The organism is Streptomyces sp. DvalAA-14 (assembly GCF_900091855.1).
In the GTDB taxonomy this organism is placed as follows: domain Bacteria; phylum Actinomycetota; class Actinomycetes; order Streptomycetales; family Streptomycetaceae; genus Actinacidiphila.
Genome location: NZ_FMCH01000197.1, coordinates 17,022 through 32,674, shown reverse-complemented (window position 1 = coordinate 32,674; position 15,653 = coordinate 17,022). Strand labels below are relative to the sequence as shown.

Annotated in this window: 14 protein-coding genes and 1 pseudogene; 7 read left to right on the top strand and 8 right to left on the bottom strand. The window is 72.9% G+C overall.

Annotated elements, in window-relative coordinates; translation table 11 throughout:
- The 3 genes and pseudogenes from GA0115240_RS09910 to GA0115240_RS37960 all read right to left on the bottom strand — a co-directional run.
- Positions 1–540 (bottom strand): annotated as a pseudogene (locus tag GA0115240_RS09910) (NADH-quinone oxidoreductase subunit C); the annotation flags it as partial.
- A complete protein-coding gene (locus GA0115240_RS09905; RefSeq protein WP_237554758.1) occupies positions 537–1,259 on the bottom strand; it encodes an NADH-quinone oxidoreductase subunit B in 723 nt (240 codons plus the stop codon). The pseudogene GA0115240_RS09910 and the gene GA0115240_RS09905, both read right to left, overlap by 4 nt.
- On the bottom strand, positions 1,250–1,618 hold the full coding sequence (locus tag GA0115240_RS37960; protein WP_093736287.1) for an NADH-quinone oxidoreductase subunit A: 369 nt from the start codon (positions 1,616–1,618) through the stop codon (positions 1,250–1,252). Before GA0115240_RS37960 ends, GA0115240_RS09905 begins: the two co-directional genes overlap by 10 nt.
- 218 nt (positions 1,619–1,836) lie before the next feature.
- Between GA0115240_RS37960 and GA0115240_RS09895 the strand changes: the two genes are divergently transcribed.
- Together GA0115240_RS09895 and GA0115240_RS09890 are read left to right on the top strand one after the other, a co-directional pair.
- Positions 1,837–3,042, top strand: a complete 1,206-nt coding sequence (locus GA0115240_RS09895) for a sensor histidine kinase (protein WP_093736286.1) — start codon at positions 1,837–1,839, stop codon at positions 3,040–3,042.
- A 114-nt stretch (positions 3,043–3,156) separates the two neighbouring features.
- Positions 3,157–4,488, top strand: coding sequence for a sensor histidine kinase (locus GA0115240_RS09890; protein ID WP_093736285.1), 1,332 nt, complete (start codon positions 3,157–3,159; stop codon positions 4,486–4,488).
- Between the two features lie 118 nt (positions 4,489–4,606).
- Here GA0115240_RS09890 and GA0115240_RS39000 read toward each other — a convergent pair whose 3' ends face one another.
- The gene (locus tag GA0115240_RS39000; protein WP_093736284.1) at positions 4,607–5,563 is read right to left on the bottom strand and encodes a quinone oxidoreductase family protein; all 957 of its coding nucleotides are present in this window, start codon (positions 5,561–5,563) and stop codon (positions 4,607–4,609) included.
- Between the two features lie 176 nt (positions 5,564–5,739).
- On the opposite strand from GA0115240_RS39000, the gene GA0115240_RS09880 reads away from it, so the two are divergent.
- From GA0115240_RS09880 to GA0115240_RS09870, 3 genes are all read left to right on the top strand, one after another.
- The gene (locus GA0115240_RS09880) at positions 5,740–6,399 is read left to right on the top strand and encodes a response regulator transcription factor (protein ID WP_093736283.1); all 660 of its coding nucleotides are present in this window, start codon (positions 5,740–5,742) and stop codon (positions 6,397–6,399) included.
- Positions 6,400–6,581: 182 nt separating this feature from the next.
- Positions 6,582–8,576, top strand: a complete 1,995-nt coding sequence (locus GA0115240_RS09875; RefSeq protein ID WP_370673310.1) for a 2-oxoacid:acceptor oxidoreductase subunit alpha — start codon at positions 6,582–6,584, stop codon at positions 8,574–8,576.
- Complete coding sequence (locus GA0115240_RS09870; RefSeq protein WP_370673309.1) at positions 8,563–9,645, top strand: 2-oxoacid:ferredoxin oxidoreductase subunit beta; 1,083 nt, start codon at positions 8,563–8,565, stop codon at positions 9,643–9,645. Before GA0115240_RS09875 ends, GA0115240_RS09870 begins: the two co-directional genes overlap by 14 nt.
- A gap of 222 nt (positions 9,646–9,867) precedes the next feature.
- On the opposite strand, the gene GA0115240_RS09865 is transcribed toward GA0115240_RS09870, so the two are convergent.
- Complete coding sequence (locus tag GA0115240_RS09865; RefSeq protein WP_093736280.1) at positions 9,868–10,221, bottom strand: winged helix-turn-helix transcriptional regulator; 354 nt, start codon at positions 10,219–10,221, stop codon at positions 9,868–9,870.
- A 149-nt stretch (positions 10,222–10,370) separates the two neighbouring features.
- On the opposite strand from GA0115240_RS09865, the gene GA0115240_RS09860 reads away from it, so the two are divergent.
- Entirely contained in the window at positions 10,371–11,231 is an 861-nt protein-coding gene (locus GA0115240_RS09860; protein ID WP_093736279.1) for an NAD(P)H-binding protein, read from the top strand.
- 155 nt (positions 11,232–11,386) lie between these two features.
- A complete protein-coding gene (gene rarD, locus GA0115240_RS09855; RefSeq protein ID WP_093736278.1) occupies positions 11,387–12,421 on the top strand; it encodes an EamA family transporter RarD in 1,035 nt (344 codons plus the stop codon).
- Here the strand turns inward: rarD and GA0115240_RS09850 are convergent.
- The 3 genes from GA0115240_RS09850 to GA0115240_RS09840 are packed head-to-tail and all read right to left on the bottom strand — an operon-like array spanning position 12,411 to position 15,581.
- Positions 12,411–13,343 (bottom strand): ABC transporter permease, encoded by a 933-nt coding sequence (locus GA0115240_RS09850; protein WP_093736277.1) that lies wholly within the window; start codon positions 13,341–13,343, stop codon positions 12,411–12,413. The two genes, rarD and GA0115240_RS09850, sit on opposite strands and share 11 nt — an antisense overlap.
- Complete coding sequence (locus GA0115240_RS09845) at positions 13,330–14,277, bottom strand: ABC transporter ATP-binding protein (protein WP_093736276.1); 948 nt, start codon at positions 14,275–14,277, stop codon at positions 13,330–13,332. Before GA0115240_RS09845 ends, GA0115240_RS09850 begins: the two co-directional genes overlap by 14 nt.
- A gap of 5 nt (positions 14,278–14,282) precedes the next feature.
- Positions 14,283–15,581, bottom strand: coding sequence for a LolA family protein (locus GA0115240_RS09840; protein WP_093736275.1), 1,299 nt, complete (start codon positions 15,579–15,581; stop codon positions 14,283–14,285).
- Positions 15,582–15,653: the final 72 nt, after the last annotated feature.

The window sequence follows — 15,653 nt, the reverse complement described above, 5'->3', positions numbered from 1 at the left end:
CATTGGGGTCGGGCACCCCGGGCGGCTGCATCTGGCGCCGTTCGGGCCGCCGTCGTGCGACTCGCCCGGCTCCTTCGCGCCCGGCCACGCCTTGGCGACCCGGGCGGCCAGCACGAAGTCCTTGCGCAGCGGGTGGCCTTCGAACTCGTCGGGCAGCAGCAGCGGCGCCAGGTGCGGGTGGCCGCCGAAGCCGACACCGAACATCTCGTGCGTCTCCCGCTCGTGCCAGCCCGCGCCGGCGAAGACGCCGGTCGCGGTGGGCAGTTCGGCGGCGTCGTACGGCACGGTGGTGCGGATCAGCAGCCGGCGCGGGCCGCCCTCCAGCCGCACCACATGGGCGCACACCTGGAAGCCGGTGCCGGGTTCGTCGACCGCGCTCAGCCAGTCGAAGAAGGTGCAGCCCAGCTCGTCGCGGGCGGTGGTCAGCGCCGCGATCCAGGAGCCCGGCGGCACGTCGACGGTCAGCAGGTCGTACGCCTCCTGCGCGACCGCTCCCGCGCCGAAGAGCGCCTCGGCCTCGCCCGGCAGCCATCCGGTCACCGCGCGGCCTCCGGCGGCGGGACGAGCCCGCTGGTCAGCGCGGCGGCGGACGGACGGCCCGCGGCGGACGCGCTCCCGGCGGTGGCATCGCCCGGGGCACCGGCAGGGGCGCCGGTCGCGTACCGCTCGCCCAGCGACTCCCGGGCGATCTTCTCCTGGAGCTTGAGGATGCCCTGGAGCAGCGCCTCGGGCCGCGGCGGGCAGCCGGGCACGTAGACGTCGACCGGGATGATCTGGTCGACGCCCTTGGTCACCGAGTACGAGTCCCAGTAGGGTCCGCCGCAGTTGGAGCAGGCGCCGAAGGAGATGACGTACTTCGGCTCGGGCATCTGCTCGTAGAGCCGCCTGACGGCCGGCGCCATCTTGTCGGTGACGGTGCCGGACACCACCATCAGGTCGGCCTGCCGCGGTCCGGGGGCGAACGGGATCACGCCGAGCCGGATGAAGTCGTGCCGGGACATGGAGGCGGCGATGAACTCGATCGCGCAGCAGGCCAGTCCGAAGTTGAAGACCCACAGGCTGTAGCGGCGGCCCCAGTTGAGCACCACCTTCATCGGCTCGGGCGCCAGCCTGGCCAGCGGGCCCAGCCGCCGGGGCTCGGGCAGCAGTTCCGCGTGCCCGGTCTCCGCAGCGCCGTCCGTACCGATGTCCGCAGCGCCGTCCGCGCCGGACCCCGCTCCCGCGCCGGCTCCCGTACCGGCTCCCGACGTCAGGTCCATGCGAGGACGCCCTTCTTCCAGGCGTAGAGCAGCCCGACCGCGAGAAAACCGATGAAGACGAACATCTCGACCAGCGTGGCGCCGCCGAAGCCCGGCGCGGCGAAGATCGTCGCCCAGGGGAAGAGATAGATCGCGTCGACGGCGAAGATCACATACAGGAAGGAGTACACGTAGTAGCGGACCTGGGTGTGCGCCCAGCCCTCGCCGACCGGGTCGACCCCGCACTCGTAGGTGAGCATCTTCTCCCGGGTCGGCACGACCGGCCGCAGGAGCCGGCCGCTGGCGAAGGCGACCGATACGAAGAGCACACCGACGACCGCGACCAGGCCGACGACCGAGTAGCCGTGGAAGTAGTCCACGTCCGTCCGCCCCTCGTTTCATCGTTGACCGGTGGTGTCCAGCGACCCGGAGGATCTTTAGACGATTTATACGGAGGGAGTCTAGGCCCTGGCTTCACCGGCGCATCCCCCGTCCCCTTTCCTTTCACCAGGCCACCGGCATACCGGGGGATAACCCCACCTCGCCCGGACGGCCCACCCCATGGCGGGCCCGGCCCCGGGCCCGGCAGGCTGGGAGGATGAACACCTTGCCCGCGCCGGGCGCCTCCGCCTCCACGCCGTCGGAACCGCTGCCGCCGGCCCGCTTCGCGATGTTCGACGCGGTGACATGGCGGGAGATCGCCCATCTGCTGCTGAACCTCGTGGAGGCCATCGTCGGCTTCGTCTACGTGGTCACGACGCTCACTCTCGGTGCGGGCCTGTCCGTGACCGTGATCGGCCTGCCGCTGCTGGCGGTGGGGCTGATGGGCTGCCGCCTGCTGGGCAGGGCGGAGCGGGCCAGGGCCCGCGCCCTGCTGGGGGTCCGGGTGGACGAGCCGAGCCCGCTGCGGCCGGGCACGGTGGGCTTCCTGCCGTGGCTGTGGGCGACGCTGAAGGACCCGGTGGCCTGGCGGCACGCGCTGTACTTCGCGATCCGGCTGCCCTGGGGCATCGTGACCTTCACCCTGACGCTGACCTCGCTGTTCGTGCTGTGGCCGGTGCTGCCGTACCTGTCCCGGGGCATGGCGAACGTGGACCGGTCGCTGGTACGCGGCCTGCTCCAGCCGTCGGACGAGCTGGAACGGCGGATCGCCGAGCTGGAGTCGGACCGCGGTGTGGTGGTGGACACCGCCGCCGCCGACCTGCGCCGGATCGAGCGCGATCTGCACGACGGCGCCCAGGCCCGGCTGGTGGCACTGGCGATGGACCTCGGCCTGGCCAAGGAGAAGCTGCTGGAGGACCCGGAGGCGGCCGCCCGGATGGTCGGCGAGGCGCACGGCGAGGTCAAGGTGGCCCTCCAGGAGCTGCGGGACCTGGCGCGCGGCATCCACCCGGCGATCCTCACCGACCGCGGCCTGGACGCGGCCCTGTCGTCGGTCGCCACCCGCTGCACGGTGCCGGTCTCGGTCACGGTGGAGCTGCCGGCCCGGCCGGCCGAGGCGATCGAGGGGATCGCCTACTTCACCGTCTCCGAGCTGCTGCAGAACGTCAGCAAGCACAGCCGGGCCCGCCGCGCCTCGGTGGATGTCTGGCGGGTCGAGGACCGGCTGATGATCCAGGTCGAGGACGACGGGCAGGGCGGCGCGGACGTCTCCTCGGGGTCGGGGCTGGCGGGGCTGGCCGAGCGGCTGGACTCGGTGGACGGGCTGTTCGTGGTCAGCTCGCCGGTCGGCGGGCCGACCACGGTCACCGCGGAACTGCCCTGGCGGAACCGGGAGTTCCGCAAGGCCGACGCCGGCCGGTAGCCCCGAGGTGGGGATAGCCCCACCCTCAAGACGCCGATCCGCACCATGGGTTCCCGCTCGCCCCGGCGCGAGGCTGTGGGTATGACGAGCAGTGCGGAAAGGACGGTCCCGACCATGGCGTACGGCATCCCGATCGAGGAGACCGACGAACGCGCGCACCGGCTGCCGGTGGGACTGCGGGCGCCGGTGGAGGCACGGACCTGGCGCGAGTTCGCCTACCTGCTGCTCAATCTGCCGATGGGCGTCGCCGGCTTCGTCTGGACCGTGACGATGCTGTCGCTCGGCGCGGGGCTGCTGATCACCTTCATCGGGCTGCCGGTGCTGGTGCTGGCGCTCGGCGGCTGCCGGGTGATCGGGTACGTGGAGCGCTCCCGGGCCCGTTCCCTGCTGTGGCTCGACATCGAGGAGCCGGCCCCGGTGCGCAGCCGCAGCCGCGGCCTGCTCGGCCGGCTCGGCGCCCAGCTCGGCAGCGGCGTCAACTGGCGGCACGCGGTCTACTGCCTGCTGCACTTCCCGTGGGGTGTGGTCACCTTCAGCGTGGCGATCAGCTTCTTCACCTACGGCTGGGGCCTGTTGACGTATCCGCTGTGGCGCTGGGTCTTCCCGGTCTACTTCGGGCAGCAGGGCCTGCAGATCTACGGCGGCGGCAGCGGCGCCGACCGGCACGGCTGGTGGCTGCACACCCCGCTGGACATGGCGCTGTCCGTCGTGGTCGGCGCGCTGCTGGTGCTGGCCTCGCCGTGGGTGATCCGCGGTATGGCGCACGTGGACCGGCTGCTGGTCTCCGGGCTGCTGGGGCCGTCCCTGCTCGACCACCGGGTCACCGAGCTGGAGTCGGACCGCGGAGCGGTGGTGGACACCGCCGCCGCCGACCTGCGCCGGATCGAGCGCGATCTGCACGACGGCGCCCAGGCCCGGCTGGTGGCGCTGGCGATGGACCTCGGCCTGGCCAAGGAGAAGCTGCTGGAGGACCCGGAAGTGGGGGCGCGGATGGTGGACGAGGCGCACGGCGAGGTCAAGGTGGCCCTGCAGGAGCTGCGGGACCTGGCGCGCGGCATCCACCCGGCGATCCTCACCGACCGCGGGATCGGGCCGGCGATGTCGGCGGTGGCGGCGCGGTGCACCGTGCCGGTGGAGGTGACCGTGGAGCTGCCGGCCCGGCCGGTGCCGGCCATCGAGGGGATCGCCTACTTCACCGTCTCCGAGCTGCTGCAGAACGTCAGCAAGCACAGTGGCGCTTCCCGCGCGGTGGTCGACGTGTGGCGGGTCGAGGACCGCATGCTGCTGCAGGTCTCCGACAACGGGCGCGGCGGGGCCTCGGTGGCGGCGGGGTCGGGGCTGGCGGGACTGGCGGAACGGCTCGACTCGGTCGACGGCGTGCTGGTGGTGGACTCGCCGGCCGGAGGGCCGACCCGGATCACGGCGGAGCTGCCCTGGCGGGCGTAGGGGCGGCGGGGGCGGGGGGCGGCGGACGTAGGGGGCAGCGGGCGTACGGGACCGCGGGCGCGGGGCCGGGCCGAAAGGGCCCGGCCCTGTCACGGTTCGGGCCGGGCCGCCGCGGCCCTCATGTCACGCGCAGCAGGGTCTTTCCCACGTTCAGACCCGCCTGCAAGGTCTCGTGGGCCTCGGCTGCCGCCGAGAGGGGAAGCTCCGTGCTGATGTCGAGGCGGATCGCGCCCGAGGCGAGCAGGGACAGGGCGGACAGGGCGTGGGAGCGGACGAGGGTGGGGGCGCGGGTGGCGAGGTCGGTGATGTCGTAACCCGCCAGGGTGCGGTTGTGGCGGCGGAAGGTGAGGACGGGGAGGGTGAGGTCGGGGCGGCGGGCCGCCTCGCCGTAGACGGCGAGCCGGCCGAAGGGGGCCAGCACGGCGAGGCTGGTCTGGCGGACCGGGCCGCCGATGGGGTCGAGCACGATGTCGACATCGGAGATGTGCGCGGCGAAGCCGTCCCGCAGATGGACCGCGTCGTAGCCGAAGCGTTTGGCGTAGTCGGCCTTGGCGGCCGAGCTGACGGTGCCGTGGACGGCGGCGGCGCCCAGGGCGCGGGCGATCTGGGCGGCGGCCGAGCCGACGCCGCCGGCCGCGGCGTGGATGAGGACGGTGTCGCCGGGGGTGAGCCGGGCCGCGCCGGCCAGGACGCCGTAGGCGGTGGTGAGCGCCAGGGCCGCGCCGCCGCCGTCGCGCAGCGAGATCCCGTCGAGGGGGTAGGCGAAGGCGGCGGGCGCGACGGCGTACTCGGCGTAGCCGCCGCCGTCCGGCAGGTAGGCGGCGACGGGGTCGCCGCAGGCCAGGCCGGTGACGTCCGGGCCCAGCGCGGCGACCTCGCCGGAGACTTCGAGGCCGGGTACCTGGATGCCGTCGGGCGCGCCGAAGTCACCGAGCCGCTGCTGCATCTCCCCGTGGTTGACGCCGGCGTAGGCGACACGGATCAGGATCTGGCCGGGGCCGGGCTCCGGTACCGGAAGCCGCACCGGCCGCAGCACCTCGGGGCCGCCGTTGACGTCGAAACCGACCGCGCGCACACGTTCTCCTCTCCCCTGGGCGCCGGCTGAGCACGGCGCCCTCCGATTGCGGCGCCCCTCGACCGGCGGGCGCAACCTTGCCCACCCGCACCGTATTCCCCATTCCCCCGCCGATGCTGGAATGCTGGGGAGGTCGGATTGCGAAAACGGGGGGCTGCGGAACGGTGGAGGACAGGGTGCGGGTGGTCATCGCCGAGGACTCGGTGCTGCTTCGGGAGGGCCTGACCCGGCTGCTGACCGACCGGGGCCACGATGTGGTGGCCGGGGTGGGCGACGCGGTGGGTCTGCTGAAGGCGGTGGACGAACTCGCCGGGCAGGGCGCGCCGCCCGATGTGGTGGTGGCCGACGTGCGGATGCCGCCGACGCACACCGACGAGGGGGTGCGCGCGGCCGTACAGCTGCGGCGCGACCACCCGGCGGTGGGCGTGCTGGTGCTGTCGCAGTACGTGGAGGAGCAGTACGCCACCGAGCTGCTGGCCGGTTCCAGCCGCGGGGTGGGCTATCTGCTCAAGGACCGGGTGGCCGATGTCCGGGAGTTCGTGGACGCGGTGGTGCGGGTCGCCCAGGGCGGCACCGCGCTGGACCCCGAGGTGGTCGCCCAGCTGCTGGGCCGCAGCCGGAAGCAGGACGTGCTGGCCGGGCTGACCCCGCGCGAGCGGGAGGTGCTGGGGCTGATGGCGGAGGGCCGGACGAACTCAGCGGTGGCCAAGCAGCTGGTGGTCAGCGACGGCGCGGTGGAGAAGCACGTCAGCAACATCTTCCTGAAGCTGGGCCTGGCGCCGAGTGACGGGGATCACCGCCGGGTGCTGGCAGTTTTGACCTACCTCAGATCGTAGCTTTGTTGACAGGCCGCCCCCGCGGCCGGGCGCTCCAGCCGGGCGCCCGGCCGTTTTGCCGGTCCTGTCCGGAGGCCCTTCCGGTGGACCCGTTCGATCCACATTCCGGGACGTACGGGGAAGGCGACCCTTACCGACGTACGATGGCCGGTACGTCGCCGCCCCGAGGGAGGTCCGTTTCAGTGACCAGCCAGGTCAGCAGCCCCACTAGCGCAGGCGCAGGTCATCCGCCCGTCACCGCGGTCGGACAGGGCGAACAGCGCAACCCCGCCAAGGAGACCAAACGGCTCGACCGGGTGATCATCCGGTTCGCCGGGGACTCCGGGGACGGCATGCAGTTGACCGGGGACCGCTTCACCTCGGAGACGGCGGCGTTCGGCAACGATCTCTCCACGCTGCCGAACTTCCCGGCGGAGATCCGCGCGCCCGCGGGGACCCTTCCCGGGGTGTCGTCGTTCCAGTTGCACTTCGCGGACCACGACATCCTCACGCCGGGCGACGCGCCCGACGTCCTGGTGGCCATGAACCCGGCGGCGCTGAAGGCGAATCTCGGGGACATGCCGCGGGGCGCGGAGATCATCGTCGACACCGACGAGTTCACCAAGCGGGCGATGGCGAAGGTCGGGTGGCCGGCCAGCCCGCTGGAGGACGAGACGCTGACCGGGTACTCGGTGCACCCGGTTCCGCTGACCACCCTGACGCTGGAGGCGCTGAAGGACTCCGGGCTGGCCCGGAAGGACGCCGAGCGGGCCAAGAACATGTTCGCGCTCGGCCTGCTCTCCTGGATGTACCACCGGCCGACGCAGGGCACCGAGGCGTTCCTGCGGAAGAAGTTCGCCAAGAAGCCGGACATCGCGGAGGCGAATGTCACCGCCTTCCGGGCGGGCTGGAACTTCGGCGAGACCACCGAGGACTTCGCGGTCTCCTACGAGGTGCAGCCGGCCTCCTCGGCCTTCCCGGCCGGCGTCTACCGGAACATCTCCGGAAACCTGGCGCTGTCCTACGGCCTGATCGCCGCGGCCACCCAGAGCGGGCTGCCGCTGTTCCTGGGCTCCTACCCGATCACCCCGGCCTCCGACATCCTGCACGAACTGTCGAAGCACAAGAACTTCGGCGTGCGCACCTTCCAGGCGGAGGACGAGATCGCCGCGATCGGCGCCGCGCTGGGGGCCGCTTTCGGCGGCTCGCTGGCGGTGACGACGACGTCCGGGCCCGGCGTCGCGCTGAAGTCGGAGACGATCGGGCTGGCGGTCAGCCTGGAGCTGCCGCTGCTGATCGTGGACATCCAGCGCGGCGGTCCGTCCACCGGCATGCCGACGAAGACCGAGCAGGCGGACCTGCTGCAGGCGATGTACGGGCGCAACGGCGAGGCGCCGGTGCCGATCGTGGCGCCCGCCACCGCCGCGGACTGCTTCGACGCGGCGCTGGAGGCGGCCCGGATCGCGGTCACCTACCGCACTCCGGTGCTGCTGCTGTCGGACGGGTACCTGGCCAACGGCTCGGAGCCATGGCGGGTCCCGGACACCGCCGAACTGCCGGACCTGCGGGTGCGGTTCGCCTCCGGTCCCAATCACACCGCCGAGGACGGCACCGAGTCCTTCTGGCCCTACCTGCGCGACCCGCAGACGCTCGCGCGGCCGTGGGCCGTGCCCGGCACGCCGGGGCTCGAGCACCGGATCGGCGGGATCGAGAAGCAGGACGGTACGGGCAACATCAGCTACGACCCGGCCAACCACGACTTCATGGTCCGCACCCGGCAGGCCAAGATCGACGGCATCACGGTGCCGGACGTGGCGGTGGACGACCCGGACGGTTCGGCGACCACGCTGGTGCTGGGCTGGGGCTCGACCTACGGGCCGATCACCGCGGCGGTGCGGCGCATCCGGGCCGGGGGCGGCCGGGTCGCGCAGGCGCATCTGCGGAATCTCAACCCCTTCCCCGCCAACCTCGGCAGTGTGCTGGCGGCCTACGAGCGGGTCATCGTGCCGGAGATGAACCTGGGCCAGCTGGCGCATCTGCTGCGGGCCAAGTACCTGGTGGACGCGCTGTCGTACAACCAGGTCACCGGACTGCCGTTCAAGGCCGAGCAGTTGGCCACGGCCATCACCGAACTGAGCGCGGGCGTCAGCGATGACGTCCCCGGTATGGGAGGGGTTGAGAAGCATGGGGCTGTCTGAGGCACTGGCTCTGGTACCCAAGGCGGAAGCCCAGCAGAGCATGAAGGACTTCAAGTCCGACCAGGAGGTGCGCTGGTGCCCGGGCTGCGGGGACTACGCGGTCCTGGCCGCCGTCCAGTCCTTCATGCCCGAGCTCGGACTGGCCCGGGAGAACGTGGTGTTCGTGTCCGGGATCGGCTGCTCCAGCCGCTTCCCGTACTACATGAACACCTACGGCATGCACTCGATCCACGGCCGGGCCCCCGCGATCGCCACCGGACTGGCCGCCTCGCGGCGGGACTTGAGCGTGTGGGTGGTCACCGGTGACGGGGACGCGCTGTCCATCGGCGGCAACCACCTGATCCACGCGCTGCGCCGCAACGTCAACTTGAAGATCCTGCTGTTCAACAACCGGATCTACGGGCTGACCAAGGGCCAGTACAGCCCCACTTCGGAGATCGGCAAGATCACCAAGTCGACGCCGATGGGTTCGCTGGACGCCCCCTTCAACCCGATCTCGCTGGCGCTGGGCGCGGAGGCCTCCTTCGTGGCCCGCACCATCGACTCGGACCGCAAGCACCTGCAGGGCGTGCTGCGGGCGGCGGCGGCCCATCAGGGCACCGCGCTGGTGGAGATCTACCAGAACTGCAACATCTTCAACGACGGCGCCTTCGACACCCTGAAGGACCGGGACACCGCGCTGGAGGCGCTGATCCGGCTGGAGCACGGGCAGCCGATCCGCTTCGGCGCTCCGTTCGGCGAGGAGCAGGGCGGTGACGGCCTGGGCGGCAAGGGCGTCGTCCGCGACCCCGCCACCGGCGACCTGGCGGTCGTCGACGTCGCGACCGAGGGCGCCGAGCGGGTCCTCGTCCACGACGCGCACGCCGCCAGCCCGACCAACGCCTTCGCCCTGTCCCGGCTGGCCGACGCCGACACCCTCCACCACACGCCGATCGGTGTGCTGCGGGACATCAGCCGGCCGGTCTACGACACGGACATGGCCGAACAGCTGGAGCAGGCCGTGGTGCGGCAGGGCAAGGGTGACCTGGCGTCGCTGCTGGCCGGCAGCGACACCTGGACGGTCGGCTGAGGCAGCGGTACGCGGTCGGTACGCGGGTCGGTACGCGCCGACGCGGACGCCGACGCCGACGGCATGATGCCCGGTCCGGGATGTCTCCGGGCCGGGCATCGCCGCGTCCGCATGTCCGCCACCGGGTTCTCGAACCCGGTGACCGGCCGGGGTGACCGGCCGGGGTGACCGGCCGGGGTGACCGGCCGGGGTGACCGGCCGGGGTGACCGGCCGGGGCGCCGCTAACCCGCCGTCGCCGTCCGGGCGTCGTACTCCTCCCGGGCCGCCACCACCTGCGGTACGTGCTCCTCGGTCCACCGGGACAGCGCCCGGACCTGGCGGGCGGCCTGCTCGCCGAGCGGAGTGAGGGCGTAGTCGACGTGGGGCGGGATCACCGGGCGGGCCTGCCGGCGGACGAAGCCGTCCCGCTCCAGGGTGCGCAGCGTCTGGGTGAGCATCTTCTCGCTCACCCCGCCGATCTCCCGGCGCAGTTCGCTGAACCGGCGGGTGCCGTCCAGCAGGGCGATCAGCGCCAGGACGCCCCAGCGGCTGGTGAGGTGCTCCAGGACGGCTCGCTCCGGGCAGATTACTTTCATGTACGTACCCTACTCCAAGGTGGGTACTATCCCCGGGATAGTGCGCAGGTTACGGTGGATGCCGCCGCACGGGAAGCACGGGGCATGCCCGGAAAGCGGCGGACGCAGGTACGGCAGCGCCGTACATCAGCGCACAACGGGAGCAGATCATGAGCATCGTCGTCACCGGAGCCAGCGGGCATCTCGGCCGCCTGGTCGTCGCGGAACTGCTGGCCCGCGGGACCGCCGCCGGGGAGATCGCCGCGGTGGTGCGGGACGCGGGCAAGGCCGCCGACCTCGCCGCGCAGGGCGTGGAACTGCGGATCGCCGACTACGACCAGCCGCCCACCCTGAAGGACGCCTTCCGGGCCGGTGACCGGGTGCTGCTCATCTCGGGGAGCGAGGTGGGCCGGCGCATACCGCAGCACAACGCGGTGGTGGAGGCGGCCGCGGGCGCCGGGGTGGCGCTGCTGGCCTACACCGGGGCGCTCGGCGGGCCCGACGCCGATTTCGTGCTGGCCGACGAGCACAAGGCCACCGAACAGCTGGTCCTGGCCTCCGGGCTGTCGTACGTCTTCCTGCGCCACGGCTGGTACACCGAGGTCTACACGCAGAATCTCCCGACGGTGCTGGAGCACGGCGCGGTGGTCGCCGCCGCGGGTGACGGCCGGATCGCCTCGGCCGCCCGCGCCGACTACGCGGCCGCCGCCGCGGTGGTGCTGGCCGGCGAGGGTCACGAGGGTCGGGCGTACGAGCTGAGCGGCGACACGGCCTGGAGCCTGGCCGAGTACGCGGCGCTGGTCGGCGAGCTGACCGGCCGGGAGATCGCCTACCGGAACGTGAGCGCCGAGGACTACCGGGCGGTGCTGCTGGGGGCGGGCCTGCCGGCGGCGTTCGCCGATGTGCTGGTGGACGTGGACCGGGCGATCGGGCTGGGCCTGCTGGCCGGGACCAGCGGCAACCTCGCCCGGCTGATCGGCCGGCCCACGACGCCGCTGCGGGAGACGGTGGCGGCGGCGCTCAAGGGCTGACGCGCCGGGCCGGCCGGACTCCTCGGGCCGGATCCGGACTCCTCGGACCGGCCTGTCATGACCGTTCTGTGGAACAGACATGACAGGCCGACCCGCCGCCGCTACCGTCGGACCGGTCGAGGGACGGCCGGCGGCGCGTGGGGGAGGAACCGGGGATGGGCGAGCAGCGTACGGGTCTGGTGTACGGCTTCGCGGCTTACGGCTTGTGGGGCCTGTTCCCGTTGTACTGGCCGCTGCTGAAACCGGCCGGCTCACTGGAGATCCTGGCTCACCGGATGGTGTGGTCGCTGGTCGTGGTCGCCGCCATCCTGCTGGTGCTGCGGCGCTGGGCGTGGCTGGGCGAGTTGGTCCGGCAGCCGAAGCGGCTCGCCCTGGTGGCGCTCGCGGCCGTCGTGGTGTCGGTGAACTGGGGCATGTACATCTGGGGCGTCAACTCCGGCCATGTGGTGGAGACGGCGCTCGGCTACTTCATCAACCCGCTGGTGACGATCGCGCTGGGCGTGCTGGTGCTGCACGAGCGGCTGCGGCCGGTGCAATGGGTGGCGGTCGGCATCGGGGCGCTCTCGGTGGTGGTGCTCACCATCGGCTACGGCCGGCTGCCGTGGATCGCGCTCACCCTCGCCTTCTCCTTCGGCATCTACGGCCTGGTCAAGAAGAAGATCGCGATGGGCGGGCTGGAGTCGCTGGCCGCGGAGACCTCCGTGCAGTTCCTGCCGGCGCTGGTCTTCCTGCTGGTGCTGGGCGCCCGCGGCGACTCGACCTTCACCGACCACGGGCCCGGCCACGCCTCGCTGCTGGCCGCCTGCGGGCTGGTCACCGCGATACCGCTCATCTGCTTCGGCATGTCCGCGACCCGGCTGCCGCTCAGCACGATCGGCCTGATGCAGTACGTGGCGCCGATCTTCCAGTTCCTGATCGGTGTCCTCCACTTCCACGAGCAGATGCCCCCGGAGCGCTGGGCCGGCTTCCTGCTGGTCTGGGCCGCGCTCGTCCTGCTCACCTGGGACGCGCTGCGGACCGCCCGCCGCACCCATGTCGCACTGGCGGCGACGGCGGCGACGGCGGCGGCGGCAGCCGCGACCGCGCCGGCGACCGACCCGGTGGCTTCGGCTTCGGCATCGGCATCGGCATCGGCATCGGAGCCTGCGCCCGAGCCGGCGACCGGTCAGCAGCCCTTCCTCAGGCCGTGACGTCCCGGCTGGTGAGCCGGGCCCAGGCCGCCGAGCCGAACACCGCCGCGTAGACGGCCTGCAGACCCAGGTTCCTGGCGATGCCGCCCCACTGCACGGGGTCGCGCAGCACATCGGCGAAGCTCAGCCAGTAGTGCGGGAAGAGATAGGGCTGCACGGCGTGCAGTTGCGGGATGCTGTCGACGATCTGCAGGGTGATCAACAGGCCCACGGTGCCCGCCATCGCCCCGATCGCGCTGTCGGTGAGGGTGGAGATGAACAGGCCGAGCGCCGCCAGTCCGATCAGGGAGGCCGCGACCAGGACAGCGATCAGCAACCCCCGCAGCATGCCCTCGGACAGCGGGATGGTCGTACCGGACAGGGTGGTGACGTCGCCGACCGGGAACAGGGCGACACCGACGACCAGCCCGGACACCGCCACCACCAGGGTGCCGGCCAGACAGAAGACGAGCACCGAGGCGAACTTGACCAGCAGCAGCCGGGTCCGGCCGGCCGGCGCGACCAGCAGATAGCGCAGGGTGCCGCCGGCCGCCTCACCGGCCACCGAGTCGCCCGCGATCACGCCGACTGCCATCGGCAGGAAGAACGGCAAGGTCGCGGCCAGCGAGGCGAAGGTCAGGAACAGGCCATTGTTGCTGACCTGTGTGAGGAACGCCGGGCCGCCTCCGTCGCCGCCCCGGCCGGCCGAGCCGCCGTCGCCGGTCTCGATGCGCACCGCGATGCCGACCAGCAGCGGCACGGCCGCCAGCACCGCGAGCAGGGCCAGGGTGCGCCAGCGGCGGAAGACCGTCACCAGCTCGGACCGGAACAGCCCGAGCGACCACCACAGCCGAGGGGCCCGGACGGCCGCGGCGCGGGCCGGGGGCGGCGGCGCGCCGTCGTCCGGACCGGCCGCGGCGCGGTCGAGCTCAGCCCGCGACATCGAAACCCTCCCCCGTCAACGCCACGAACGCGTCCTCCAGGGAGGCCCGCTCCAGACCGAAGGCCCGGACCGGGACACCGGCCGCGACCAGCGCCGCGTTCAGCTCCGCCAGGTCGGGCGGGTCCTCGGGCAGCACGCCGGTGATCCGCTCCCCCGCCGTGGCCAGTTCCCGTACGCCGTGGGCCGCCAGCACCTTCGCGGCCCGCTCCGGATCCGGGGTGCCGACCGCCAGCCGGCCCCGCGCGCCGGCGGACAGCTCCGCGACCGGCCCCTGGGTGATCAGCCGGCCGCGGGCCATCACTGCCGCGTGCGTGCACACCTGCTCGATCTCGTCCAGCAGGTGCGAGGACAGGAAGACGGTGGTGCCGTCCGCGGCCAGCTCTCTGACCAGGGCGCGGATCTCCCGCATGCCCTGCGGGTCCAGGCCGTTGGTCGGCTCGTCGAGGACCAGCAGTTCGCGCGGCTGCAACAGGGCGGCGGCCAGGCCGAGGCGCTGTTTCATGCCCAGCGAGTAGGCCTTCGCCTTCTTGGCCGCCGCCGCGGTCAGCCCCACCCGGTCCAACGCCGCCCCGACCCGGGCCGGCCGGGTGCGGGGGTCGGCGGTGGGGTCGGCGGCGTCGAACCGCAGCAGATTGTCCCGGCCGGACAGGAAGCCGTACAGGGCCGGGCCCTCGATGAGCGCACCGACCTCGGGCAGCACGGACCGGGCGGCGGCCGGCATCGGACGGCCGAGCAGGCTGGCGCTGCCGGCCGTCGGTGCGATCAGGCCCAGCAGCATCCTGATCGTGGTGGTCTTCCCCGAGCCGTTGGGCCCGAGGAAGCCGAACACGCTGCCGCGCGGCACCCGCAGGTCCAGGCCGTCCACGGCGAGCGTGCCGCGGTACCGCTTGGCCAGACCCCGGGTCTCGATCACCACCTCGGCGCGTGTGTCCACCGGAGCTACTTGGTGGCGTTCGACACGGAAGTCGCCGCGGCGGTCAGCGCGGACGGGCTGACCGCGCCGACGTAGAGCGTGCCGTCGTCGGTGAGCAGTGCGTTGACCAGGCGGGTGCTGACGAGGGTGCCGGTGCCGTAACGGCCGCTGACCTTCTTGCCGAGGCTGTCGAGCAGCGACTGGGCGCCCGCGCCGGCCTGGTCCTTGCCGGCCGCGCCCTTGCCCAGCAGGGGCGTCCCGGCGCCGGTTTTGGCGGGGCCGGACGGCAGGCCGCCGCCGGTCTTGATCACCGCGATCGAGTCCCACCCCTGGCCGAGGACGGTGGGCTCGGCCCGCGGTGCGTCCTGCGGCCGGCCGGCGCCGGTGGTGCGGCCGGGTGCCGCCTTCGCGTCCGCGCCGCCCTGCGTCACCTTGACGCCCTTGCCGGGGGTGAAGTCGAAGGTGCCGGCGGCGGGTTGGGCGAAGCTGACCTTGGTGAAGGCGACGTCGAAGACGGCTTTGCCGCCGCTCCTGGGCGTCAGGGTGAGGCGCAGCGGCACTCCGGTCGCGGCGTCCACCGCGATCCGGACCGAGCCGACGGTGGTGGTGTCGGCGTGCTGCGGGGTGATCAGCAGCTGGTAGGCGCTGCGGCCGGCCACCCGGGCGGTGCCGTCCACCGTGATGGCGGCGGTGCCGTCGGCGGCCTTGAGGATGTCCTGGGCGGCGGCCTGCGGCGTGGCCGGGTAGTCCGCCGGCGGCTGCTGCCGGGGCTGGGCGCTGGCCTGCTGCGGCAGGGTCTGGTGGAAGGCCTGGTTCGACTTGCTGTCGTAGGCCCACAGCTGGCTGCCGTTGTGGATGACGCTGTACTCGGCGGCCGGCTCGATGACCGAGAGCTTCTGCCGGTCGGGGCCGTCGGCCGCGACATGCAGCTGGTGCGAGCCGATGAGCAGTTGGGGCAGCTGGGCCTGCGGATCGGCCGGCGATCCGCCGCCGGAGCCGAGCCCGGGCAGGCCGGACGGCGCCGCGCCGCCGAGGAGACCACCGCCGCCGGACAGTGCCGAGGGCAGCCCCAGGTCGGTGGTGATCTTGACCGTGCCGTTCACCGTCCGGGTGTCGGACGCGGCGATCTTGGTGAGCAACTGCTGCGCGGTGACCGAGGGCAGCGAGGGGTCGCCGGCGTCGGCCAGCGCCGGGACGAGGCTGATGGTGGCCGCGGCGACGCCGGCCACCGCGACGGGCACGGCGTACCGTGCGACCCGGCGCCTGCGGCCGGGCTCGCGGCCGGGCTCTTCGGCCTCCGGCTGTGCCGGTTGGATCAGTGCCATTGCGTTTCCTCCGTCGTCGGCGGCGGTCGGCTGCCTCGTACGCGTCCACTCCCCGGGACATTGTCGCCCGGT